Origin of the sequence: Nostoc paludosum FACHB-159, assembly GCF_014698835.1 — a bacterium.
Taxonomy (GTDB): domain Bacteria; phylum Cyanobacteriota; class Cyanobacteriia; order Cyanobacteriales; family Nostocaceae; genus Nostoc; species Nostoc paludosum.
In genome coordinates this window covers 1-24,041 of sequence record NZ_JACJTU010000006.1, presented here as the reverse complement: position 1 = coordinate 24,041, position 24,041 = coordinate 1, and the positions used below count along the sequence as shown (strand labels likewise).

Genomic DNA, 24,041 nt, shown 5'->3' with positions numbered 1-24,041 from the left:
GACTGGGAACTGGGTACTAGGTATCAGAAAATCTTCCGAATCCCTATTCCCTAGTTCCCAGTCCCTTCTTACCACTGAGCAATCAAATCTTGAATTGCTGTCCGTGCTTCTGCTAAAGATTCGGTACGAGTGGCATCACCTTCATTCAAGCTATTAGCGTTAATAAATTGAATGTCTGTAAGCCCGATAAAGGCGAAAATCGTCCGTAGGTATGGTTCTTGGAAGTCATAGGCTGCCAAAGGGGATGTCGGGCTAAAGTTACCGCCACGAGCGGTGATGATAACTGCCTTTTTACCCTCGACTAACCCTTTATAGCCGCCTTGAGCATCCACAGCAAAAGTCTTGTTAACGCGAACGATTTGGTCGATGTAAGCCTTAAAAGTGGAAGGTATATTAAGGTTATACATTGGCACTCCAAAGACGTAGCGATCGGCAGCTAAAAATTCATCAATTAACTCGTCTGAAATTCGCAGCGCTTCGGCTAATTCTGGGGTGTGGGTTTCTGGCGGGGAAAATGCAGCTGCAATCCAAGGTTCGTCAACGTGAGGAACTGGGTGACGCCCTAAATCTCGATAGGCGATCGCATCTTCAGGATGCGCTGCTTTCCAAGCAGTGATAAATTCCTTAGATAGTTCTCTGGAGTGCGATCGTTCGCTACGGGGACTGGAATCAATATGTAAGATGTTTGCCACCAATTATCTCCTTGTTGGCTAGGATTTACTGCTTTTGGTTCTAAATTGCCAAGCATTACGTCAGATACTAAAAGTAAATACTTACTAAGTAAAGTAGTTACCAAAAAGTAACTATAGAGCTTCTATTTGATAGTGTAAAAAACTCGCCTGCAACTTGAAAATACTTATTCCTCACATCTGTGTCCATTCCCAGTTTAAGTAAATAAGTTGAAAAATTAAAGCAGATTTTATCCGTATTCCGGACAATTTATATTCTTTGCTTAGAGAATTTTATCATTAAAAAAGCCGATGTATTTTTCATCGGCTAAACTGATAATTTTGGATGTATCAATATTCTACTGTTGTTGAGTTGCTGGTACTTTGGGAGAAAACTGAATCCTGGGATCTGGCATAAAGTTGTATCTTAAATACAATCCTCCCCAGACAAACAGAATAATAAAAAATGCACCAATACCAAGGGGACTGGGAAGCCAAAAAACGGCTTCAATGTGATTTAGTTCGCCGATTTTGAGTTTCCACAGCAGTTGATTGCCATTCTTTTGTGGCTCAATTGCAGTTTCAGTTTGTGGAAGATTTTTTACTCCCCAAGGAGTCTTGAGAGCAAATTCCAAATCGAGAATCGAACCAGCGTTAGCTAGGACGTTTCCTTTGTTAGAAATTAAAGACAGCGATCGCAAATCCAAATCATAAATCAAGCGATTTTTTACTAACAGTAAAAAATTGTTTTGCTCCAAAATTACGTTTGATTCAATTTTTGGTAATTCTGAGCCAGATTCACTTTGCACAGGCTCAGAGACTTGATTAACACGCGAGTTAAAAAATTGGTTGAACTTTTCTTGCAATTCCCCACCACTGCTAAAAGGAATTGTTACAATAACTTCTTCTTGAGAAACTCGCTGCGCTTTACCATCAAGCTTCCGGGCACGTCGCTCTACGCTATTTAACCATTCGTATACATAATCGCCACTAAAACTCGTTAGCTGCTCTCCTAATTTTATATGTTGTACTAATTCACCACTATTTGAGTTATTAAAGTTAACTCCCACATCATACTTAACACAACCAGAAAGTAGTAGGGATGTTAACACTACTAGCCACAAAATAGGATTTGGGATTGGAAAAAATCGGTTGATTCGATTTCGACTAATTCGTGGCAAAAGAAATTTTATCTTTGCCAATACAAACCTTAATGGTCTAATCAACGACAAGAAAATTTTTCCTAAAATTGAAGAACGCATAAACTATAAATCTCCACAAAAGTCAAACTTTTTAACCAATCTTGACTTTTACCTCAACGGAAGGCAATCTGGTGTTAAAGGTTTCTTCCCAGTTGCTACAATTTTGGGAAACTTTGCAACAGACTGGCTCCTGTTGAGAAACTGCTCAAAAGCTTTCCTAATTTTATGCTGAGTGTTGATTAACCTTATCAGAAACATTCAAAAATCATCAGAGTGCCTATAGCTTTGTTAAATTCCCATAGCACTCTTATATGTTTGTGTGAAAAACTCGCCCTCAACCCAAAAAGGCTAATTCTTTACGTATACAAACGCCATTAATCGCGCTGTAGAGGGAAAAACAATGCCATCAAAATTGAGGGCATCAAGTCCACAAATCTGGTTTCGTTAGCAGATTAAGAAAAGCTTTAAAATCACAATCTGGAGTGGTGGTGAATCGAGTATTAAACAGTCCCTGCGGAAACACTCAACCAAACCAAGTAGAAAATAGTTAAACCTATTGCAATTAACGCTACCCAAATAAAGCGATTATCTTTGGTATTAACTTGACTAAGGTCAACGAATTCTCGCTCAGTAAGTTTAGGCTTCTGCTGTTGAGGAGATTTAGTAGACTTAGCAGCAACAGTAATTTTGAGTTCGTTATCAGGTAGTGCGCCCAAATCAGGGATTTGAGTCATCCACTCGGTTGGCCTTTTGAGCTTTGGTGCTTTTAAGATATAAAGCATCCGTCGCGCTTGTTTGCTAGTTTCAAAATGTGGGTGGCGTTTGAGTCTTTCACACAGAGCGATCGCATCATCTGTGCGTCCAGCTGCTTCATAAGCAGTCACCAGAGTAATTTCGACTTCACCTCCAAGACGAGAATTACGAGCTAATAAGGCGCTGGCCTTTTCTAAATTCTCTACAGCTTCGCGATATTGCCCATTCTCAAAGGCAATTTTCCCAGTCTGGTAGCGGGTTTTAGCAATTTCTATACTATCTGCACTCACGTTCTGCTCACAAATTACCACTATTTTAATTTTGCCAATTTCAGCAATCTTTTTAAAATCTTTTCCTAGACTGACAACTTGAAAGTAAATAAACTTCTAAAATTTTAACTAAGTAGCTATAGCTATTTTCTCGTTAAAAAGTCCGGTATCAAATACAAGTTATCAAACATATGGTTAAAATCAAGCATTCACAATTGTGCTGGCTAGGAGCAGGCATATCTTTGGCAGTTATGAGTGCTGCCATCGCTCCAGCATCTGCCGAGATAATTATAATTGATAGTGGCTCTGGAATTAGGCGATCGCCTGCTGTTGGTTCCTTCATTTATGGTAGCCCCATTTCCACACCAATGCCTGTAGACCCAGCAACAGGATTGACACCACAACGCATTGATTACTACAACAATTATTCCTATCCTGTCATCAGGCAGAGGGTGAGAAATTCCACCTTGATTAATCCAACTTTGGTTAATCCGACAATTCGCAACTCAACAATAGTCAATCCGGTGATTATCAATAACTCATGGCGTCGTACACCATTTAGCGGTGGGCGATCGCGGGTGATTATTAACTATCCTTGGTAGAGTGGGGAGTGGGAAGCAGGGGAGGCAGGGGGGCAGGGGGAGAAAGAATAAACAATGCCCAATGCTCAATGCCCCATGCCCTTCTACGATGTAAACTGCGAACCAAGAATCATTGTCCCGATCCCAACGTCAGTAAAGATTTCTAATAGTAGGGCGTGGGGAATGCGACCATCAATGATGTGTGCAGCACGTACTCCTTGAGCAAGCGATCGCACGCAACAATTGACTTTAGGAATCATCCCACCGCTAACTATACCAGCAGTAATCAGTTCACGAGCTTCGCGAATATCCACTTTAGGAATTAAGGTAGACGGATTTTTGTAATCTTTTAAAATTCCACTGGTGTCAGTGAGTAAAATTAACTTTTCTGCTCCTAGTGCTGCGGCGATTTCTCCAGCTACAGTATCGGCGTTAATGTTATAAGCTTGCCCTGTTTCATCTGCGGCGACGCTCGACACCACAGGAATATAGCCATTACCAGCGAGAGTTTCTAAAATTTTGATATTTACATTGCTGACTTCCCCCACAAAACCGATGTCTTCTTGACCTTGGGGACGGGCTGTAAATAGATTACCGTCTTTACCGCAAAGTCCTACAGCCAATCCACCAGCTTGGTTAATTAACGCCACAATTTCTTTGTTAACTCGACCAACTAAAACCATTTCCACCACATCCATTGTGGGGGCATCAGTGACTCGCAGACCATTCTTAAATTGTGGTTCGATGCCCAGCTTATCTAACCAACTGTTAATTTCTGGGCCACCACCGTGTACTACAATTGGACGCAAGCCTACGCAGGATAAGAATACAATATCGCGGATAACTTTGTCTTTGAGTGTGCTGTCTTTCATCGCTGCGCCACCATATTTGACAACAACAGTGCGACCAGCAAATTGTTGAATATAAGGTAGTGCTTCGCTTAGTACACGCACACGAGTGGCTTCAGCTTGTCTGATGTATTCAGAATCGTTGACCGTCATGAGGAGCCGCCGTTAAGAGTTAAAACCTATTCCAGTCAGTGTAGAAGAATTTGGAACCTGTAACAATAAGGCAAGGGGTATCGGGCATTGGGCATGGGGGATGGGGCAATACGGTTCGGATAAGCATTTTTAATCTCTGATGTGGGCTGGGAAAAGGGTAAGGGGAAAAGGGAAAAAGTTTGAAATTACCCTTTTCCCTTTTCCCTTTCCCCTTTAACCGAACCGTATTGGGGGATGGGGCATAGGCCGATCGCGAAAGGTTTGTAGGAAAGCAAAAACCGTGATGGAATGGTTTAACAGAACCACAAAAAGCTTCTTTTGCCCAAATTTGTCCTGACTTTGTAATTGAACTATGTTGTTTTAGCGATCGCTCTGTTTTTAATTATGAGAAACTTGTGTTTTGAGAACGCTCGGAATTGCCTCAAGTATGCGCGTGGCAATTTCTTCGGGTGTATCTCCTGCTTGTACGGTGATTTTGAGATCGGCTTGGGAATACAGTCCTTGGCGTTGTTCGAGGAGCGATCGCAACTTTTGTTGAGGATTGGCATCTTGCAGCAGCGGTCTTGTGGTATCCTCAGCTAAACGGCTGTAAATTAGTTCCACTGGCGCATCTAACCACACTATCAAACCGTGGTGTAAGTAACCCCAGTTTTCTCGGCGCAAGACAATACCGCCACCAGTTGCGATGGTTAACTTTGTAAAAGCACAAACCTGTGACAGGACATCGCTTTCCAACTGGCGAAATCCTGCTTCTCCTTCTTCGCCAAATATCTGATTGATGGATTTACCTGCTGCTTGAGCAATAACATCATCGGTATCCACAAACCCATAACCCAGCTGTTTTGCTAGTAAGCGCCCCACCGTCGTCTTACCAACGCCCATCATACCAATTAAGTACAGGTTGACTCCTTGTAATAAACTGCTCACCAGTTGCTTTGCTCCAATTGTCAGTTATTTTAGCGGCTTCGTCAGACTCAAATAAAGCCTGACAAGAGTTTAATTTTAGTACTGAATTGAGATTTTAGAGAATTAGACTGACAAGCGATCGCACTGCTCAGATCGCGACAACGGATATGGGTAAAGGTTTGAGAAATTAGACTTTTTTAAGGTTAACAAGAATTGAGCTTTAACCAAACGTAAATGCTAACTCAGCACACGTTAACCAAAATATATTCTTTAGTGATGCGACTCCACTAAACCCCCTGTGTAGTCATACAATAATCTTTCCTAAGATAGATGTGGTCTATAAATCATCTATTATTTGGTCTTTTTTCTCAAAGTAGAAGTCTTAGCTTCTATAAATTCATCTTCTATTTGCATAGAACCAAGTGCCATTATTACTGTTATTGATGTATTGAAAATAACAAACATCATAAATTAATAATTATTCAGTATAGATAAATAATTAATATTCTCACAAATTGAGTGACTTTCGTGAGGTGGCTTAACAAATTTTGTTGAGCTATATTTACGTTTAACGGAAATTTAAGATAACTTCTTTGAAACTTTATCGAAACAATTTCTGTCTATTCAAATAACACGCATTTTCTCTTGGACGGGCGAATTTAAGTATACAACATACCGTGTTTCAATCAACACAAAGTAGTTTTTTTAATAATTCAATTAGGACAACCAATGAACAATTAATTATTCATAATAAAGGTGTAAATAATGACTTATTACCCGTAATTAGCCGAAAAATATTTGCAAATTTAGAAATTTTCGACATAAAAACTACTGCATATTCCACTTGAATAAGCCTGAATTAATAAATAGTAGGATGAATGAGGCGTCAACTATGGCTCGAATTCGTGACCTTGTACAAGAAGCTTTAGCCACCGGCTATTTGACAGTCGAAGCTGAAGATCGACTCCGACAACTGTTGACTACCCGTTATGACTTGGAAGATTTTAATGCTTTCATGGCTTTGCAGGAAGCTGCCATGACTGGTAAAGTCAAGCAAGAGTCCAGAGAGCGGTGTGGTATTAAGTAGAGATATAGCTTAATACTTCTCACCGACGCGGGCGTTCATTGTCATCTTCAGAATCATCTTCAAAAAATCCCCAATCATCATCATCATCTGCTTGGTTCGTGGTTGGCGGTTGATAGGGGGGAATAATTACTCGATAATCAGCATCGTAAATTGATTCAGTTTTTCCCGCAGCCGTATTTTTCGGTTCGCGATAGCTGTAAGAGTAAACTGAACCAGACTCAGAACTGCTTTTAGGTTGTGATTGACGTTCGTAAATTTTAGAGTCTCTAGGCTGTTGAGTTTGAGGATTGCGAGTAGACGCTTCTTCGGGCTTTTCATCAAAGTCCCAATCATCTCCACTATTATTTGTCTCCCAATCGTCAAACACATCGTTGGTAGGTTCTTCTTTTTTACTAGCTGGAGGAGGGCTGGAACGACCAGATGTAGGTTCTTCTCTAGGATTTGCCTTTGGACGAGGTGAAGTTGCTGTTGGTCTATCACGAGTTTGGCGTTGTCCTGGGGCAAAGTAATTGGATACTTTAAACAACGTTGCAATAAATATAGATGTAAAAGCACCAGTGACTGTGCTGAACAAAACCCACATCGCTAGTGGTAATGGTTGAGTCCGCAGACCTAAAAATACCAGCGATAGGGGAGGTGACCAGTTTTGAACTAACAACAGTGTTAGTCCTCCCAGTATCGCCACCAATAGAATTAAGCGAATTACAGCCATAAGAAAGGCAAAAGGTAAAAGGCAAAAATAAAAAGTAACTCTATCTTTCTTTTACAACAAATAAAGCAGAAAGCCCAGCAGGAGCAAGGTGGCTGAGGAACGGCTAAAGTTGAACAGAACAGAGGATACAACAAACAACTAAAAAATGCTTAAGCCGACGGTATTGGCTTATAATCACTCAGTATTCAGCACTGGCTCAACGCCCCGCTATCGCTAACAGGAATCAGGATGCCCTCTGGTCGGACGCACGATCGCATTACTCTATATTCTCTGCCATTCGTGGCGGGTGTAACTTTCTGGCAAACTCGCAGTAGCAATGCAACTTTGTTAGTTGCCAGTGGATTTCTGTTCGGCGGATTGATGTTTGGCCCGGATTTAGATATTTATTCTGTGCAGTACCAACGCTGGGGTTTCTTGCGTTGGATATGGTTACCTTATCAAAAAAGTCTCCGTCATCGCTCTTTTTTATCCCACGGGCCGATTATTGGTACAACGCTACGGGTGCTTTATCTGGGATGTTTGCTAGCTGTTTTGGCAATTTTTGTTTTAGCAATTGCCCAAAAGCTGTGGAATTTTAGTTTTACCTGGCAAGAGTTGGGGAGAACTGTCGGGCGATCGCTCTTAGATTACGATACTGAATATGTCGCCCTTTTCTTGGGTTTAGAACTTGGTGCCATGAGTCATTCTCTCAGCGATTGGGGCGGTTCGGCATACAAGCGGTTTCAAAAACAGGGAGTTCGTGGATTACTTCCCAGTGGCAAAATGAAGAAGCGCCAAGTTACAAGTCGCACTAAGCGTCAGTCTAAACCTAGAAATACTAAAAGCCGCTCTTAATCAGTTTTACAATCTAATTGCAAGGATAAAAACTTCCACTGCATATTTAATTATTTATGTCAACAATAAATTTGATAATTTAACTTATGGAATCAAATCAAAAGCATAGTGATACTTTAGCCGCGTTACAGGAGTTAATAGAGGTAGTAGCAAAATTGCGATCGCCTGATGGTGGTTGCCCGTGGGATTTGGCGCAAACTCCCGAAACGCTGACACCTTACGTAATCGAAGAAGCTTATGAAGTGGTGGACGCGATTAAAAATGGGGATAAGGAAGCGATCGCCGAAGAGTTGGGCGATTTATTATTACAAGTAGTATTGCAAGCCCAAATTGCCAGCGAATCTGAGCAATTTTCCCTTAAAGAAATCGCTCAAGGCATTTCCCAAAAATTAATTCGCCGCCATCCCCATGTGTTTGGTGATGTCTCAGTGCAAAGTGTCGATGAAGTGCGGCAAAATTGGGAACAAATCAAAGCTGCCGAAAAAGGCGAATCATCTCCAGAAACTCAAAAACTGAGTGCGAAACTCAGTCGTTATGGGCGTACCCTTCCCCCATTAACTGCGGCAATGAAGATTTCCCAGAAAGCTGCGGCTGTGGGGTTTGAATGGGAAAACATTGATGGAGTCTGGAATAAATTTCATGAAGAATTAGCGGAATTTCAACAAGCTTTAGCAGAGGAAACACCAGCACGACAACAAGCAGAATTAGGTGATTTACTATTTGCTGTAATTCAACTTGCGCGTTGGCATAACCTTGACCCTAGCGCCGCTTTGCAAGGCACAAATGAGCGATTTGTCCAGCGATTAGAAAAAATGGAGGCAGTTGTTGACCGCCCCTTGAGCGATTACAGTTTGGATGAGTTAGAGAAATTGTGGCAACAGGCAAAAGTTCGACTTGCTCAAGAAGGAGATGGGGAATAGGGCATGGGGCATGGGGCATGGGGCATGGGGCATGGGGCAATACGTTTCAGATAAGACTAAAACCTTTATCCTCCAAACAATGTAGAGACGTTGCATTGCAACGTCTCTACAGATCTATGGTTTTACTTCGAGGCTTAAAAGTCTAACATTAAGGCTTAAAGGTCTAACATTAAGGCTTAAAGGTCTAACATTAAGGCTTAAAGGTCTAACATTAAGGCTTAAAGGTCTAACATTAAGGCTTAAAGGTCTAACATTAAGGCTTAAAGGTCTAACATTAAGGCTTAAAGGTCTAACATTAAGGCTTAAAGGTCTAACATTAAGGCTTAAAGGTCTAACATTAAGACTTAAAGGTCTAACATTAAGGCTTAAAGGTCTAACATTAAGGCTTAAAGCCTAAAACTTCAGCCTCAATACCTCAACTGTCGCCTTCAAACTCCTACTGCCTATTCTCCATGCCCCATGCCCAATGCCCAATGCCCCATGCCCCATGCCCCATGCCCACTTCAAGATTCTTTAGCATCAAACCACTTATCATACAAAGATTGATAAGTGCCATTTTCTTTGAGATTCAACAAAGCTCTATTAATTGGTTTGCGGTGGGGACTGTCATTGGGTAAAACAATACCGTAACTTTCTTCACGCAAAATACTGCCAACAACCTGTACCTTTCCTTTGCCTTCATTGGCAGCATAAAACAGAAGTACGGGTGCATCAAACACCACAGCATCAGCTTTTTTGGTCATTAGAGCATTGTAAGCTTGCTCAATTTTAGGAACTTGTAGAACTGAAATATGATGTTCTCGCAGGTATGCAGAGGCTGTGCTACCCGCTGTTGTGGCCACTATCTTACCGGGCAAATCGTCGATACCCTTGATATCGCCTTGAAGTTGCTGCACTGTTAATGAGGTGGTAGCGCTGGCTGTAAAGTAGGCAGCGAAAAGCACTCCGATGAACATCCAGACAATACCTACTAAGCGTCCTACTACTCCTTTAGGCATTTCATCAGCTTGGGTTGCTAATGTAGCAGCTGCCCACCAACAAGCTTTAAAAATGCCAGGAAAGTATTCTTGGGGAACCATTCCTTCTTTATGGTTGCGCTCAGATAACCAAATGATGTGGGCTGCTACGGCAATTAGCAATAGGGCAATACCTATTACTTGTAATAGGCTAGTGGAAAAAAACAGTTGGAAAATATCGGGGAAGCCACTGGTGTTGTTCTCTGGGTTTCTGACCAGAATTTGCAGCCCCCCAGCAAAAATTGGTAATGAAAAGTCAAAATACTGCTGGCGTTCGGCTGTAATGGAAATAGCTGCAATTCCCAGTTTGGCTTTGTTTTCCTGAATGGCAGCAAGCAGTTCCGACACAGTGGGATATTGAATAAATTTAGACTCTACACCCATTTCGTTAGCGATGCTGCGCCAGAGGTCGATACTGAATCCCGATAGCCGATCTTTGTCTTCTTTGTCTTGTAGTACAAATGGTGGTATGACTCGTGTAGCTACTAATAACGGTTGTTGGGATTGCGGTTGTTGAGTGAATCCAGGGGATGCTATTAACAAGAATGCCAAAATTGTACCTACTAATCCTATGCAGGTATACAGTACTAAGGAACGTCTGGTTTGGTTTTTGCGGCTATGACCGTGAAAATAGGCAATTCGGCTTTTCCTCCCAGCCATCAATTGGCGAAATTTAGTGGCGATCGCATTTATCATTAGAGTTATCTTTGGGTTGTGTGCTATGTCGTATTTATCATGCCCACCCCATACTAAAAATTGCGTTATGGCAATTGGTAATTGGTAATTCGTAATTCGTAATTCGTAATTCGTAATTCGTAATTCGTAATTAAGAAAGCTAGATATGGTCTTTTTTTGACTGTTAACTGTGAACAGTCAACAGTCAAAGCTAAAGCTAGACTCCAGCCAAACTAGAGTTTAATGGTAACTGTTTTGACTTCGGTGTATTGCTGCAAGCCATACTCGCCTAGCTCTCGACCAATACCCGATTGCTTGAATCCACCGAAGGGAGCAGCAGCATCGAATACATCGTAGCAGTTTACCCAGACTGTGCCAGCACGAACATTGTTAGCGATCGCGTGTGCTTTGGTGATATCCTGAGTCCACACAGCGGCGGCGAGTCCGTAGATTGTGGTATTTGCCCGTTGAATTACTTCTTCGATATCTTTGAATTTGATGATGCTCATTACTGGGCCAAAGATTTCCTCTTGGGCAATCTTCATCTCATCGCGGACATCGGCAAAGACTGTGGGGGCGATAAAGAAACCCTTGTCGCCAACTTGATTGCCACCGCATAGCATTTGGGCACCTTCCCGCATCCCAGATTCGATATAGCTCATGACTTTATCGAATTGTTCTTTGTCTACTTGCGGGCCTTGTTCTGTTTTGGCATCGAAGGGATTACCAACAATGCGTTTTTTTGCTCTTTCTACACTTTTAGCAACAAATTCGTCGTAGCATTTTTCTTCCACGAATACCCGCGAACCAGCACAGCAGCATTGTCCTTGATTAAAGAATAAAGCTTCGTGAGAAAGAGCGATCGCCCTGTCCATGTCAGCATCGGCAAACACGATGTTGGGACTCTTGCCTCCAAGTTCCAAGGTAACGCGCTTGAGGTTGCTTTTAGCAGCAGCTTCCATAATTAAATGCCCGACTTCAGTGGAACCAGTAAATGCCACTTTGTCAACATCCATGTGACGGGAAATTGCTGCTCCAGCGGTTGGCCCGTATCCTGATAAAATATTGACCACACCAGGCGGAAAACCAGCCTCAACAATCAACTCACCCACCCGTAGGGCTGATAAAGGTGTTTGTTCTGCGGTTTTCATCACTACAGTATTACCAGTTGCCAAAGCGGGTGCTAGTTTCCAAGCCTGCATTAGCAATGGGAAATTCCACGGGATAATTTGACCAACCACACCCACGGGTTCGTGGCGAGTGTAGCAGAAGTAAGGGCCGTTAATTGGAATAGTTTTACCTTGAACTTTGTCAGCCCAGCCTGCATAGTAGCGGTAACAAGCGATGACTAACCCCAAGTCACCCAAAGAATCTTGTAGCGGCTTACCATTGTCGAGAGTTTCTAACCGCGCCAACTCATCGATATTTTGTTCAATTAAGTCAGCTAGCTTGTAAAGTAACTCGCCGCGACGGGTGGCAGAAATCTTTGGCCATTCTCCAGAAGTAAAGGCGGTACGGGCTGCTTGTACTGCTTTATCGACATCTGGGGCGTCTGCTTCTGAGACTTCGCAGATGACTTCACCTGTAGCTGGATTGATTGTTGCAAATCGGCGATCGCTGATACTGTTTACCCATTCATTGTTAATCAGCAGTTGGGTGGGGCCAACTTTGACCTGTTGTCCTGGTACTGTTGCTGTAACCATCAGGCCTCCTTAAGCTTTAGAAAAATTTGCTTAAATCTATTTCTTATGTTTGTTGCTATACAGCTATTCTCTAACTTATTTTATAAAATCTTTAGTTTTGCTTTACAATATTATTTACATTTAAATGTTATACACGTATCTGAAAATTCAAATTTCAGATGGCAAATAATAGAAAAAAATTCTTTGAATAAAGATTTTTCTATCGGCTTCCTGTGTTCTATCAATGGCTAGTTTCAGTTGTTTATTATTTTTCAGCAATGACATTAACTTAATTGAGAATTTTTGGGGGAATACGCTAGATGCCCGACCCTACCGTTTTGGATGCTAACTCCTTGAGCCTGTTGCCTAATGACCCTATCGCCAATTCTCATAGTGTTATTTCTCTTGGTACATCAGATCTAGCGTTGTTATCTATTTCGGCAACAAGACAACCTGAACTTTCTTTAAATTACGGGTTTGATATTGATGCTATTGACCAAGCACTGACTACCTTGAGTTTTGCAGACACCTTAGATGAAACAGACCAAACAATAGCCGGAATTGATTATTTAACTGGACTTGCAAAAGACTATGTTAGTACTTCGGGTATTAGTAGTTTGAGTACAGAGTCTGTTTCCTCCTCTATTAGTTCAGAAATTTCTGGTACTGTTGCCAGTAGTTTTATCAATGCACGATGGGCAACTGCACAAGGTGAATTTTGGAATGACCAAAAATGGTTAACAGGCGACTTCAATGGTGACGGACGAGATGATTTTGCAAAAGTTTTTAATGACGCTGGTCGAGCCGATATTGATGTTTACCTCTCCAACGGTGGTAGCTTCATAAATGAGCGGTGGGCAACTCGACAAGGTGGATTTTGGAATAGTCAAAAATGGCTTGTTGGTGATTTTAATGGCGATGGACGAGATGATTTAGCAAAAGTTTTTTATGACGCTAATCAAGCAAGCATTGATGTTCATCTCTCCAGTGGTAATAGCTTCACAATTGGACGCTGGGCAACTCAACAAGGTGGATTTTCCAAGGATCAAAAATGGCTAGTTGGTGATTACAATGGCGATGGGCGAGATGATTTTGCCAATGTCTTCAATGACGCTAATCTAGCTAGTATTGATGTTCATCTCTCCAACGGCAGTAACTTTACAATTGAACGCTGGGCAACTCAACAAGGTGGATTTTCCAACGACCAAAAATGGTTAGCTGGTGATTACAATGGCGATGGGCGAGATGATTTAGCCAATGTTTTTAATGATGCTAATCAAGCCAGTATTGATGTTCACCTCTCTAGCAGTAGCAGCTTCACAAATCAGCGATGGGCAACTGCACAAGGTGGATTTTCGGATGACCAAAAATGGCTAGCAGGTGACTTCAATGGTGATGGGCAAGAGGACTTAGCCAATGTCTTCAATGATACTAATCAAGCTAGTATTGATGTTCATCTTTCCAGCACTAGCAGCTTCACAAATCAGCGATGGGCAACCGCACAAGGTGGATTTTGGAATGAGCAAAAATGGCTAGCGGGTGACTTTAATGGCGATGGAGAAGATGACTTAGCCAATGTCTTCAATGAAGCTAACCAAGCTAGTATTGATGTTCATTTTGCCAACAGCTTGCCAAATTATAGCTCTATAGATGGTTATGGTTTAGTCAATGCTTCTGCTGCCGTCGCTAAAGCTATCGGTCAACCTACCTTTTCCGGTATTCCTGATTTAGGTGGTAACAACTGGGGCGCAGATTTAATTAAAGCTCCGGAAGTCTGGACGAAAGGTTATACAGGTCAAGGAGTAGTTGTTGCTGTATTAGATTCTGGCGTTGACTATAACCATCCAGATTTAAGTTCAAACATTTGGACAAATAATGGAGAAATTGCTGACAACGGTATCGACGATGATGCCAATGGATACATTGATGATTTCTACGGCTGGAACTTTATTTATAACAATAACAATACTTTAGACGTTTACGGTCACGGTACTCATGTGGCTGGTACGATCGCAGCAGTTAACAATGATTTTGGAGTTACAGGCATTGCCTATAACGCCAAAATCATGCCTGTGAAAGTGTTGGGTGATGATAACAAAGGCACTTATTCTACTATTAGCCAAGGAGTTTATTACGCCGTCAACAACGGCGCGAAAGTAATAAACATAAGTGTAGCTGGAACCGTTCCTGACAGTGGCTTAGAAACAGCCATTCAATACGCCGCCAGCCAAGGTGTAATTGTAGTCATGGCAGCAGCTAATTCAGGAGGTTCAACTCCTTTATACCCAGCGTACTATGCTACAAACTGGGGTTTAGCCGTTGGAGCAGTTGACAGCAATAACAACCTAGCCGATTTCTCTAACCGAGCCGGAAGTGATTCCAACATGGCTTATGTGACTGCGCCAGGGGTTAGCGTTTACTCTACGCTACCAAATCAAACCTACGGCTTTTATAATGGCACTTCTATGGCCGCTCCTCATGTAGCAGGAGTAGCAGCCTTAATGCTCAGTGCCAATGCGAGTTTGACCGCCAGCCAAGTGCGGGAAATTATCACTCAAACTGCCGTTAACGTTTAGGGTATGGGGCATGGGGAATGGGGAATGGGGACTGGGGAATGGGGAATGGGGACTGGGGAGACAAGGGGACAAGGTGACTTGAGTGAGAACTTGTAACAAGTCTTTCTGTTTGTGCCCAATGCCTAATGCCCAATGCCCAATGCCCAATGCCCATTACCCATTATTGATAGGATGAGAAAGTTGAGGGTTTTTTTGTAATATGACTACTTTTCAAGTTGGGTCTTCCCTAATTACGATCGCAGCGCAAACTCGGCAAGCTGCAAGTAAGCTGGCGATTCTCTCCACTGAGGCCAAAAATCAAGCAATTGAAGCCATTGCCCAGGCTTTAGAATCAGCTAAAGATGAAATTCTGGCAGCGAATATTGCTGATTGTGAAGCTGCGACTGCGGCTGGAATTCCTAAACCGCTTTATAAGCGCTTGCAGTTAGATGAACATAAATTAAGAGATGCGATCGCTGGGGTACGAGATGTTGGTAAACTAGCCGATCCTGTTGGTAAAGTGCAGATTCACCGCGAACTCGACACTGGTTTAATTCTCAAGCGCATCACTTGTCCTTTGGGTGTTTTAGGGATTATTTTTGAAGCGCGTCCAGAAGCAGCAATTCAAATTGTTTCTTTGGCTATCAAATCTGGAAACGGCGTCATCCTCAAAGGTGGCAAGGAAGCTGTACGCTCTTGTGAAGCGATAGTTAAGGCAATTAAACAAGGATTATCTCATACTGGTGTTAACCCTGATGCAGTACAGTTGCTCACAACTAGAGAGGAAACTCTCGAACTTTTAAAGTTAGATAAATATGTAGATTTAATTATTCCCAGAGGTTCTAATTCCTTTGTGAGATTTGTGCAGGAAAATACACGCATTCCCGTACTAGGTCACGCCGATGGAATTTGTCATTTATATATAGATAAAGCCGCTGATATTTCTCTTGCGGTTCCAATTACAGTAGATGCCAAAGCCCAATATCCTGCTGTTTGTAATGCTATTGAAACTTTGCTGGTTCACTCGTCAATTGCTCAAGAGTTTTTACCCAAAGTTGCTGCGGCTTTAGCAGAACGGCACGTAGAATTGAGAGGCGACGAAAGTACTTTAAAAATTCTACCGGATATCGAAACTGCAACAGAAGTTGACTGGGAAACAGAATACAACGATTTTATTTTGTCGATTAAAATTATAGACTCTATTGAAGATGCGATCGCTCATATCAACGAATATGGTTCCCGTCACACAGATGCCATTATCTCTGAAGATTCTGCCGCTGTGGAAGCGTTCTTTGGACTGGTGAATTCAGCCAATATCTTCCACAATTGTTCCACCCGTTTTGCTGATGGTTTCCGCTATGGTTTCGGTGCAGAAGTCGGAATTAGCACTCAACAAATGCCTCCCCGCGGCCCTGTTGGCTTAGAAGGATTAGTTACATACAAATATCAAATGACTGGTGACGGTCATATTGTCGCTAACTACACTGGCGCCAATGCAAAACCCTTTACTCATCGGGATTTAGTATAAATTGTCTGATGTCTAGCACTCAACACTCTGAAATTAAAAAGTAATTTCTAGCAGTTGAAGCATAATTTCAGACATAAACCGATCGTAAAACCTAGACAATAATAGACTTTCAAGCCTATTGCTTATTGCCTGCTATAAATTTAAACTAATGCTTTCAACAAAGCCTGAAGTTTTAGCTGCACCTCTGCAAATTCTTTATCAGGATCGGAACCAGCAACAATACCAGCACCAGCATACAACCTAGCGCGATCGCCATCTATTAATGCTGAGCGAATTCCCACAATAAATTCGCAATTTCCCTTCGCATCTATCCAACCCAGAGGTGCAGCATATAAACCCCTTTCAAAGCTTTCATAACGACGAATTTCGGCACAAGCAACATCTCGTGCTGCACCAGCAACCGCCGGTGTAGGATGCAATTGCGCGACAATTTTTAATGGATGGATGTTAGCAGGAACTACAGCACTAATTGGTGTCCATAAGTGCTGGATGTTGGATAATTGCCGCAGACGAGGTGCTAATATTTGGGGTAATAAACCTAGCTGGCATAGGCGTTGAGTTATGAAATTAAGTACCAGCGAATGTTCGTGTCTTTCTTTTTCACTATTAAGTAAGCGATTGGCTTTAGCTGCATCTTCAGCAGGAGTTTTACCTCGTGGTGCAGAACCAGCCAAAGCATCAGTGATTAACTGCTGATTATTAATACTAATTAATCGTTCGGGGCTTGCACCAATAAAGTTTTGCCCTTTGCCATTACTTGTAGAAAAAATATAACAATTAGGATGTATTTGTCTGAGATTGTTTAAAGATTTAACTAAGTCGAAATGATTGCTGGATTTGACATCTAGTATATCTGCTAAGACAATCTTGCTTAAATGGCTAGACTGGATTTTTTCTAAAACAGAAGCTACTGAATATTTAAATAGCTCGGCGTTGGCGATGGATTTTTGGTAAAATTTTGTCGGAAAATCGATATCTGGAGAATAATTTTCTAAAGATTGAAGGAATTGAATTTTCGTTTGTACAGTGTCTAATATTTTTTGAATATTTACATCAGCATTTATCATTAAATTTGTTACTAATATACAGCGCTGGTTTTTCACAGCTACTTGCCAACATGGCAGAAAAATGGTAGCTGATGGAAATGGATAATCCACTTGGGAATTTTGATCGAAAAAGCTGAAATAACAAAAAAAATGAGGCCCAGAAAAAGGTAGGTTAGAGTTACCAAAATTAATTATATTTTTTAGACAAGATTTGATAAAATATTCAGCTTTAGTGAAACGGTCTGTGCCATCAACTTGTAACTTTTCTACAGAATCAATTGCAGCGATCGCTTCTCCTTTACCTTTATCCTCAAAGTAAAAATTTATTTCATTTGCTTGTGTAAATCGAGCCAATACAAGTAAAGGGTCAACTAAATCGATCTCTTGGGAGATACTGACAATTTGCTTGGAATTATTTTTGATGCACTTTTTTTGCACTGCTAACAGAAATTGATATAAATCTTTGTGCTGTACAAACAAGTTGCTACGACATGGTGAAACTGTCATGGATCTATCGATAGTAAATTTTTTTTAAGTTAACTTCCTAAAGTGTAATTAATCGTGGTCGTATTTTTACAGGTAACATATTAAGTTGCCATTTCACCAGCGTAAGATTTGCCTTTTGGTGGTGTTCCTAGAGCCTAAGAAGCCAGTTGTAGTCAAGACTGCAACTTCGGCATCACTGTCGGGAGTCCAACCCCACCCGCAAGGCGGAATTCAAAATTCAAAACTCGTACTGAGCTTGTCGAAGTATTCAAAAAGGTATGCAGCGTCAGCGTTTGATTGATTTGAAATGGGTGGTTTATTTATGCCGTGTTGTACTAGTATGATTGATATATTCATTCATCATAATATTCTCCTAAATCAGAGAATTATGATATTAAAAATATTTTGTAAAAGTGATATTGTGGGAATTTAATTAATTACGACTGATGACTACCAAGCAGATTTTATATCCGAACACTAAGTTATGGATGGCAGCGATTAAACCGCCCATGTACAGCGTTGCCATCATGCCCATTTGGGTAGGAACAGCAGTAGCATTTGCCGAAACAAAAATTTTCAATGGGGTAATATTTTCTACTTTTGTAGCTGCGGCAATTTTAATTCTTGCCTGGGAAAATATCAGTAATGATGTCTTTGATTCAGAAACAGGTATAGATCGAAATAAACACCATTCTTTGGTGAATTTAACAGGTAATAAGCCATTAATATTTTGGTTAGGAAACTTGTGCTTAGGTTTAGGGTTGTTGGCGATAGTAGCGATCGCTTTTTGGCAACAAGACTTAACTGTTATCGGTATAATTTTGCTGTGCTGTGGTTTGGGCTATATGTACCAAGGGCCTCCCTTTCGCTTAGGATATCAAGGTTTAGGGGAAATTCTTTGCTTTTTTGCCTTTGGGCCCTTGGCAGTGGAAGCAGCATACTATAGCCAAACTCAAACTTTTTCAATGACGGGTTTAGCAGCCTCAGTAATTGTTGGTATTGCCACAACTTTGATTTTATTTTGCTCGCACTTTCACCAAGTTAAGGATGACATAGCCGCAGGCAAGCGATCGCCCATCGTTCGCCTCGGAACCGAAAAAGGTGCCCAAGTGCTATTTTGGTTCACTGGCAGCATTTATCCTCTGGGCTTGTTGTTTGTGCTGTCGGGCATTTTTCCAGTTTGGACATTGCTAAGTTGGTTGAGTTTACCCTTTGCCATCAAATTATGCCGCCACGTCCAAGAAAATCATCATCAACCAGACAAAGTTAGTAACTGTAAATTCATCGCCGTCGCCATACATTTTTGGAGTTGCTTACTTTTAGGCTTAGGATTTTTGTTTTAGTTATTGGGCATGGGGCATGGGGCATGGGGCATGAGGCAAAGAAAAACGATAAATAACTAATGACTAATGACTAATGACAAATCAAGATAGTGATTTACACATTTAAATTTCGCCCTTATCGGCGAAGATTTGTGCGAACGGTTAGTACAAGTCATGGAAAGTGGGATATTCGAGATGGCATTATTGTGCGCCTTACCGACGAATCAGGTAGAGTTGGCTGGGGAGAAATCGCGCCCATTAGTTGGTTTGGTTCGGAAACCATAGAACAAGCTTTAGATTTTTGTCGCCAACTCCCAGCAGAAATTACAGACGAAACGATTTTCTCCATTCCAGATGAGTTACCTGCTTGTCAATTTGGCTTTGAATCAGCGCAGGAGGGGGTAGGGAGATGGGGAAACGGAGAGATTGGGGGAACTAATGTCCAATGGCCCATGCCCAATGCCCCATGCCCCATGCCCCATGCCCAATTTAGCGCCTTACTCCCTGCTGGGGAAGCAGCTTTAAATCAATGGGAAAGTTTATGGCAGCAGGGATATCGCACGTTTAAATGGAAAATTGGTGTAGATGCGATCGCTAATGAACTTAAAATTTTTGAGTTATTGGCACGGACTTTACCAGCTATTAGCAAACTGCGATTAGATGCTAACGGGGGACTCAACTATGAAGAAGCTAACTTGTGGCTATGGACTTGCGATAATCTCCAGGCAAATCGAGAACTAAACCCAGAAATTGAATTTATAGAACAACCATTACCCGTTGAACAATTTCCGGGAATGTTGGAATTGAGTATGTGTTATGGAACAGCCATCGCTTTAGATGAATCAGTCGCCACACTAAAGCAACTCATTGCTTGTTATCAACAAGGTTGGCGAGGAATTTTTGTAATTAAACCTGGGATAATTGGATCGCCATCTCGGTTGAGAAAGTTTTGTCAAGAAAATCAAATTGAAGCTGTATTTTCATCAGTCTTTGAAAGTGCGATCGGCAGACAAGCAGCACTTCAACTAGCAGCAGAATTATCCCAAAATCACAGGGCAATTGGTTTTGGCATTGACCACTTTTTTGAACAAGAACATACCTGGCTTCAAAGTCTATGGAAAACCCTTTAGACTATCTTAATAACCTGAATGAAAATGATTGGTTGATTGGTTATGATAGCGGCCAATTTAATCAATTAGTTCAAGAATTATATTTAGAGCTAATACAGTTATCCGCGTTTGAAACACCGCCAAAAATCATCTTAGCCGAACGCGAAACATTACGATTTTTAGCAAGTTTTCTTGCCGCTTGTGCAGCTAATTGCCCAGTTTTTCTTTGTAACCCCGATTGGGGAACACAAGAATGGCAACAAGTATTTGATTTAGTACAACCAGATATTGTTTTGGGAATAGGGCATGGGGCAGGGGAGATGGGGAGATGGGGAGACACGGGGACGCCGAGAATACCCAATGCCCAATGCCCAATGCCCAATGCCCCATACCCACTAATCATGATTCCCACAGGTGGTTCATCAGGACAAATTAAATTTGCTATTCATACTTGGGAAACCCTCATAGCTTCTGTACAAGGATTTACAGAATATTTTCAAATAAAAAAAGTCAACTCTTTTTGCGTCTTGCCGCTATATCACGTCAGCGGTTTAATGCAATTTATTCGTTCTTTCACCACAGGTGGTAGACTAGCCATTCTACCATTTAAAACTCTAGAATCTGGCAAAATATTGAATATTAAACAATCAGAATTTTTCATATCATTAGTACCAACTCAACTACAAAGACTTCTAGAAAATCCAGAATTAACAGAATGGCTAAGCGAATTTAACACCGTCCTTTTAGGAGGCGCACCAGCATGGGAAGAACTATTAGAAAAAGCTAAATTTTATCGCATTCGATTAGCACCAACCTATGGCATGACAGAAACCGCTTCTCAAATTGCTACTCTTAAACCAGATGATTTTCTAAATGGTAAAACTAGCAGCGGTCAGGTTCTTCCTCATGCCAAGGTAACCATTCACAACCAGCAAGGCGAAATTTTAAATTCCAATGAAATAGGAAATATTACCATTCAAGCTCAATCTTTAGCCCTTGGTTACTATCCCATAATTCAAGAAAATCAGGATAATTTTCGAGTAGACGATTTAGGCTTTTTAGATGACCAAGGTTACTTAAATATTGTCGGACGTAGCAGCGAAAAAATCATTACAGGCGGAGAAAATATTTACCCAGCAGAAATTGAATCAGCCATACGAGAAACTCAACTCGTTGCTGATATTTGTGTAATAGGCATTCCAGATAAACACTGGGGACAAGCCTTAACAGCAATTTATATTCCCAAAAAATCAAATATCTCTACCTTAAAAATTCAAACCCTACTCAAAGACAAACTTAGCAAATTTAAAATCCCAAAATATTGGATTCCGCAACAAAACTTACCCCGTAACTCCCAAGGTAAAATTAACCGCCAACAGCTAGAAAAAATAGCGATCGCATACCTACAAAATCCTCTCAAATAACCTCTCTTGCCCTTCTTCTCTCCGCGCCCTCAGCGCCTCTGCGGTTCGTTTCCAACCACTGAATTATCTCATCAGGTAATTCCTGCTTAACTCTACTATTTACATCAATACAAACATGCCGAGTAATAGCCTTACTAACCACCACTTCACCTACAGTAATTTCATAAGTAATTTCAAACTTATCAACACCTAGTTTTTGGGGAATTAAACTAATCAGCAATTTATCCCCTACAAACATAGGACGCAAAAAATCCACATTAGCATGAACAATGGGGAAAGCCGCAGATGGATTATTAAAGAAATCTTTGAGATTAATACTTGATGCTTCTAGAGATTCTTCATAAGCTTCATGACAAATACCCAAAACATTAGTAAAATAAACTACCCCAGCAGCATCAGTATCTTGAAAGCGAACCGTGCGGTTATAAGTAAAAGCCATTTTTGATAATTTTGATATTCAAAAAGAATAATAGTAGGCAATAAGCCTGCTTTGTTAATTTGGCGATCGCTTCTATATTAACCGCAACTATGTAACCTGAAGATCGTTAAGTGAAAAATTGTAAAACAAAATACTCAAAGCTAGAGAGAAAATGGAAAACAGGGAAGAGGCTGGGCACAAGTGTACTTTCACTCTGCTATGTATAGTTTAACTTGAGTTTCTAAAACAACGTGCTGTTTGTTTTCTGATTTAATCCTGCTAAATCCGAGTTTTTTCGCTAATTGTTTGAGTTCCATGACTCGCAGGAGTTGATTGGCTGGTACTGGCAAAGTACCATAGCGATCGCTCTCCATAGTAGAAGTATTAAAGTTCGAGTAGAAGCAAATTTTAAGTTGTCGCTACAACTGAGAGAGCAACCTGTCATACTCGGCGTGTGAACCAAGCCAAAACCAAATAATAGTATCTCCATCTAACTGTCCAACTGCTCGGTAACTTTTGCTAATCCGTGCTGAATAAATTGGTAGTTCTGGATGTACTTTTTTGAAACGCAAGCTTGGATGGCTAGGATCTTGTTTGAAAAGGCGGTATGCTTCACGCGTTTGCTGTTGAACTTGCTCAGGTAAATCGGCAAACCCTTGACGAAACTGAGCGGTTATACGTGACTTCACAATGTATCTGGATCTAACTCTTGGGTTTTACCTGCACGGTATTCAGCCATTGCCTCAGCTGCGAGTTTGGCAAGTATGTCTGGAGAACGGGCAAAAGCTTCATCCCAACGGCGTTCATCTTCTAGTTCTGCTAAAATCATTGCTGCAATGGCATCTTGTTCAGTGGCAGGCAAATTTTTTAGTTTAGCGATCGCTTGTTCAAGTAAGTCAGTCATAGCTATCATTCGTTACGAAAGTCATACTATCAATTATCTCAGTTTGCACTGTGTTGGGATTATTCGCGATCGCTTGAGGTGAGAGCAAAGCGCGATCGCTCTCAATAGCAGAAGTAGTTAGGCTTTAGTAGAAGCAAGCGTTCGATTTCCTGGTGTAAATCTCAATTATTACTACACAATTTGATGATAAGTAATTATACTTTCTGCATCATCTTGTGGGTCTGCAAGCCAGATTTGATCTACGCTAGGTGGAATAGTTGCATTTTCGATTATTTCTACAATTACTTCGGGTGCAGGAATAGACGAAATATCACCACATATTTCTAGAACTAAAATTTTTAAACAGTTGGCATATTCCTTAAATTTCTTATCTGCCTCGGATAAATATTTAGCTAATTGCTTGGCTATTTCCTCTTCAGCTTCGGCTAATTTATCAAATTGATACGAGAAGGGTTTTACTGAAGATAACCTTAGCCCTGATTTGTAAGATTCGTCATCACGTTCATTTTCTGGAACCTGGCGAAAGCACCAAGGAATAGGTTCTGCTGAGCAGATTTGATTAGAGATATGAAGCTCCTCAATATGCTGCAATACATGAGCTACGATCTGATTCGATATTGAAGGCAATTTTTGTTTACTATTTTGATACAGTGCATTTTCGTTTATACGAATTTCATATAGATTTTGAGATAAAACAGGTTTTAATTTGCGATTATAAGACTCATATAAATATTGATAAAAATTGTGAAAATGCCGATGTCGCTCATAATATTTGGGTGGATAAACTATCTTTTTACATTCAATTACCATAGGCTTATCACCCGGAGCCTCTAATACCCGGATTTCTCACCAAGATTGAAAGAAGAGGGGTCAAAAACTGCCAAAATGTATGTTGCAAAAGAATTCCAGCAGCTTAAAGCATGACCCCAAGTAAAAATCATTC

Annotated in this window: 22 protein-coding genes and 1 pseudogene; 9 read left to right on the top strand and 14 right to left on the bottom strand. The window is 41.1% G+C overall.

The annotated features are described in order from the left end of the window. Positions 1 to 68: 68 nt before the first annotated feature. The 3 genes from H6H03_RS07815 to H6H03_RS07805 all read right to left on the bottom strand — a co-directional run bounded on the left by H6H03_RS07815 (position 69) and on the right by H6H03_RS07805 (position 2,913). Entirely contained in the window at positions 69 to 692 is a 624-nt protein-coding gene (locus H6H03_RS07815) for an FMN-dependent NADH-azoreductase (protein ID WP_190954587.1), read from the bottom strand. A gap of 335 nt (positions 693 to 1,027) precedes the next feature. Next, positions 1,028 to 1,930 (bottom strand): DUF3153 domain-containing protein, encoded by a 903-nt coding sequence (locus H6H03_RS07810; protein ID WP_190954586.1) that lies wholly within the window; start codon positions 1,928 to 1,930, stop codon positions 1,028 to 1,030. Between the two features lie 440 nt (positions 1,931 to 2,370). Beyond that, positions 2,371 to 2,913: a tetratricopeptide repeat protein gene (locus H6H03_RS07805; protein WP_190954585.1), complete on the bottom strand. Its 543-nt coding sequence runs from the start codon at positions 2,911 to 2,913 to the stop codon at positions 2,371 to 2,373. 170 nt (positions 2,914 to 3,083) lie between these two features. Here H6H03_RS07805 and H6H03_RS07800 point away from each other — a divergent pair, with 170 nt between their 5' ends. After that, entirely contained in the window at positions 3,084 to 3,494 is a 411-nt protein-coding gene (locus H6H03_RS07800; RefSeq protein ID WP_190954584.1) for a hypothetical protein, read from the top strand. An 83-nt stretch (positions 3,495 to 3,577) separates the two neighbouring features. Here the strand turns inward: H6H03_RS07800 and argB are convergent, their stop codons facing one another. Both argB and H6H03_RS07790 read right to left on the bottom strand, forming a co-directional pair. Further along, positions 3,578 to 4,474, bottom strand: a complete 897-nt coding sequence (gene argB / locus H6H03_RS07795) for an acetylglutamate kinase (RefSeq protein ID WP_190954583.1) — start codon at positions 4,472 to 4,474, stop codon at positions 3,578 to 3,580. Between the two features lie 378 nt (positions 4,475 to 4,852). After that, positions 4,853 to 5,401 carry a shikimate kinase gene (locus tag H6H03_RS07790; RefSeq protein WP_190954582.1) on the bottom strand — a complete coding sequence of 183 codons (549 nt, stop codon included), beginning with the start codon at positions 5,399 to 5,401 and terminating at the stop codon, positions 4,853 to 4,855. 871 nt (positions 5,402 to 6,272) lie between these two features. Here H6H03_RS07790 and H6H03_RS07785 point away from each other — a divergent pair. Continuing rightward, a complete protein-coding gene (locus H6H03_RS07785) occupies positions 6,273 to 6,467 on the top strand; it encodes a hypothetical protein (protein WP_190954581.1) in 195 nt (64 codons plus the stop codon). 19 nt (positions 6,468 to 6,486) lie between these two features. Here H6H03_RS07785 and H6H03_RS07780 read toward each other — a convergent pair whose 3' ends face one another. Further along, positions 6,487 to 7,179, bottom strand: coding sequence for a LapA family protein (locus H6H03_RS07780; RefSeq protein ID WP_190954580.1), 693 nt, complete (start codon positions 7,177 to 7,179; stop codon positions 6,487 to 6,489). A 228-nt stretch (positions 7,180 to 7,407) separates the two neighbouring features. Between H6H03_RS07780 and H6H03_RS07775 the strand changes: the two genes are divergently transcribed. Together H6H03_RS07775 and mazG are read left to right on the top strand one after the other, a co-directional pair. Next, the gene (locus H6H03_RS07775) at positions 7,408 to 8,013 is read left to right on the top strand and encodes a metal-binding protein (protein WP_190954579.1); all 606 of its coding nucleotides are present in this window, start codon (positions 7,408 to 7,410) and stop codon (positions 8,011 to 8,013) included. 86 nt (positions 8,014 to 8,099) lie between these two features. Continuing rightward, positions 8,100 to 8,933: a nucleoside triphosphate pyrophosphohydrolase gene (gene mazG, locus H6H03_RS07770; protein ID WP_190954578.1), complete on the top strand. Its 834-nt coding sequence runs from the start codon at positions 8,100 to 8,102 to the stop codon at positions 8,931 to 8,933. 503 nt (positions 8,934 to 9,436) lie between these two features. Here the strand turns inward: mazG and H6H03_RS07765 are convergent. Both H6H03_RS07765 and H6H03_RS07760 read right to left on the bottom strand, forming a co-directional pair. Next, positions 9,437 to 10,645, bottom strand: coding sequence for a transporter substrate-binding domain-containing protein (locus tag H6H03_RS07765; protein ID WP_190954577.1), 1,209 nt, complete (start codon positions 10,643 to 10,645; stop codon positions 9,437 to 9,439). A 212-nt stretch (positions 10,646 to 10,857) separates the two neighbouring features. Beyond that, a complete protein-coding gene (locus tag H6H03_RS07760) occupies positions 10,858 to 12,327 on the bottom strand; it encodes an aldehyde dehydrogenase family protein (RefSeq protein ID WP_190954576.1) in 1,470 nt (489 codons plus the stop codon). 299 nt (positions 12,328 to 12,626) lie between these two features. Between H6H03_RS07760 and H6H03_RS07755 the strand changes: the two genes are divergently transcribed. Both H6H03_RS07755 and H6H03_RS07750 read left to right on the top strand, forming a co-directional pair. Next, complete coding sequence (locus H6H03_RS07755) at positions 12,627 to 14,882, top strand: S8 family serine peptidase (protein ID WP_190954575.1); 2,256 nt, start codon at positions 12,627 to 12,629, stop codon at positions 14,880 to 14,882. A 199-nt stretch (positions 14,883 to 15,081) separates the two neighbouring features. Further along, the gene (locus H6H03_RS07750) at positions 15,082 to 16,389 is read left to right on the top strand and encodes a glutamate-5-semialdehyde dehydrogenase (RefSeq protein ID WP_190954574.1); all 1,308 of its coding nucleotides are present in this window, start codon (positions 15,082 to 15,084) and stop codon (positions 16,387 to 16,389) included. Between the two features lie 140 nt (positions 16,390 to 16,529). Here H6H03_RS07750 and H6H03_RS07745 read toward each other — a convergent pair whose 3' ends face one another. Then, positions 16,530 to 17,942, bottom strand: a complete 1,413-nt coding sequence (locus H6H03_RS07745; RefSeq protein ID WP_190954573.1) for an isochorismate synthase — start codon at positions 17,940 to 17,942, stop codon at positions 16,530 to 16,532. 425 nt (positions 17,943 to 18,367) lie between these two features. On the opposite strand from H6H03_RS07745, the gene menA reads away from it, so the two are divergent. From menA to H6H03_RS07730, 3 genes are all read left to right on the top strand, one after another. Then, positions 18,368 to 19,264, top strand: a complete 897-nt coding sequence (gene menA / locus H6H03_RS07740) for a 2-carboxy-1,4-naphthoquinone phytyltransferase (RefSeq protein ID WP_190954572.1) — start codon at positions 18,368 to 18,370, stop codon at positions 19,262 to 19,264. Between the two features lie 89 nt (positions 19,265 to 19,353). After that, entirely contained in the window at positions 19,354 to 20,373 is a 1,020-nt protein-coding gene (locus H6H03_RS07735) for an o-succinylbenzoate synthase (RefSeq protein ID WP_190954571.1), read from the top strand. Further along, positions 20,358 to 21,776, top strand: a complete 1,419-nt coding sequence (locus H6H03_RS07730; protein WP_190954570.1) for a 2-succinylbenzoate--CoA ligase — start codon at positions 20,358 to 20,360, stop codon at positions 21,774 to 21,776. Before H6H03_RS07735 ends, H6H03_RS07730 begins: the two co-directional genes overlap by 16 nt. Here the strand turns inward: H6H03_RS07730 and H6H03_RS07725 are convergent. From H6H03_RS07725 to H6H03_RS07705, 5 genes and pseudogenes are all read right to left on the bottom strand, one after another. Next, positions 21,769 to 22,215: an acyl-CoA thioesterase gene (locus H6H03_RS07725; RefSeq protein WP_190954569.1), complete on the bottom strand. Its 447-nt coding sequence runs from the start codon at positions 22,213 to 22,215 to the stop codon at positions 21,769 to 21,771. The genes H6H03_RS07730 and H6H03_RS07725 overlap by 8 nt on opposite strands. 206 nt (positions 22,216 to 22,421) lie before the next feature. Continuing rightward, a pseudogene (locus tag H6H03_RS07720) lies at positions 22,422 to 22,562 on the bottom strand (TRCF domain-containing protein); the annotation flags it as partial. Positions 22,563 to 22,613: 51 nt separating this feature from the next. Beyond that, entirely contained in the window at positions 22,614 to 22,883 is a 270-nt protein-coding gene (locus H6H03_RS07715) for a ParE family toxin-like protein (RefSeq protein WP_190954567.1), read from the bottom strand. After that, positions 22,880 to 23,098, bottom strand: coding sequence for a hypothetical protein (locus tag H6H03_RS07710; RefSeq protein ID WP_190954566.1), 219 nt, complete (start codon positions 23,096 to 23,098; stop codon positions 22,880 to 22,882). Before H6H03_RS07710 ends, H6H03_RS07715 begins: the two co-directional genes overlap by 4 nt. Positions 23,099 to 23,269: 171 nt before the next feature. Then, positions 23,270 to 23,908: a hypothetical protein gene (locus H6H03_RS07705; RefSeq protein WP_190954565.1), complete on the bottom strand. Its 639-nt coding sequence runs from the start codon at positions 23,906 to 23,908 to the stop codon at positions 23,270 to 23,272. Positions 23,909 to 24,041 lie beyond the last annotated feature (133 nt).

Bases quoted from the DNA above. Each gene is read 5' to 3' on its own strand.
- mazG (WP_190954578.1), top strand. From the start codon at position 8,100: ATGGAATCAAATCAAAAGCATAGTGATACTTTAGCCGCGTTACAGGAG.
- H6H03_RS07760 (WP_190954576.1), bottom strand. From the start codon at position 12,327: ATGGTTACAGCAACAGTACCAGGACAACAGGTCAAAGTTGGCCCCACC.
- H6H03_RS07750 (WP_190954574.1), top strand. From the start codon at position 15,082: ATGACTACTTTTCAAGTTGGGTCTTCCCTAATTACGATCGCAGCGCAA.
- H6H03_RS07705 (WP_190954565.1), bottom strand. From the start codon at position 23,908: ATGGTAATTGAATGTAAAAAGATAGTTTATCCACCCAAATATTATGAG.
- H6H03_RS07780 (WP_190954580.1), bottom strand. From the start codon at position 7,179: ATGGCTGTAATTCGCTTAATTCTATTGGTGGCGATACTGGGAGGACTA.
- argB (WP_190954583.1), bottom strand. From the start codon at position 4,474: ATGACGGTCAACGATTCTGAATACATCAGACAAGCTGAAGCCACTCGT.
- menA (WP_190954572.1), top strand. From the start codon at position 18,368: ATGACTACCAAGCAGATTTTATATCCGAACACTAAGTTATGGATGGCA.
- H6H03_RS07730 (WP_190954570.1), top strand. From the start codon at position 20,358: ATGGAAAACCCTTTAGACTATCTTAATAACCTGAATGAAAATGATTGG.
- H6H03_RS07755 (WP_190954575.1), top strand. From the start codon at position 12,627: ATGCCCGACCCTACCGTTTTGGATGCTAACTCCTTGAGCCTGTTGCCT.
- H6H03_RS07710 (WP_190954566.1), bottom strand. From the start codon at position 23,098: ATGACTGACTTACTTGAACAAGCGATCGCTAAACTAAAAAATTTGCCT.
- H6H03_RS07775 (WP_190954579.1), top strand. From the start codon at position 7,408: ATGCCCTCTGGTCGGACGCACGATCGCATTACTCTATATTCTCTGCCA.
- H6H03_RS07810 (WP_190954586.1), bottom strand. From the start codon at position 1,930: ATGCGTTCTTCAATTTTAGGAAAAATTTTCTTGTCGTTGATTAGACCA.
- H6H03_RS07765 (WP_190954577.1), bottom strand. From the start codon at position 10,645: ATGATAAATGCGATCGCCACTAAATTTCGCCAATTGATGGCTGGGAGG.
- H6H03_RS07725 (WP_190954569.1), bottom strand. From the start codon at position 22,215: ATGGCTTTTACTTATAACCGCACGGTTCGCTTTCAAGATACTGATGCT.
- H6H03_RS07800 (WP_190954584.1), top strand. From the start codon at position 3,084: ATGGTTAAAATCAAGCATTCACAATTGTGCTGGCTAGGAGCAGGCATA.
- H6H03_RS07745 (WP_190954573.1), bottom strand. From the start codon at position 17,942: ATGACAGTTTCACCATGTCGTAGCAACTTGTTTGTACAGCACAAAGAT.
- H6H03_RS07785 (WP_190954581.1), top strand. From the start codon at position 6,273: ATGGCTCGAATTCGTGACCTTGTACAAGAAGCTTTAGCCACCGGCTAT.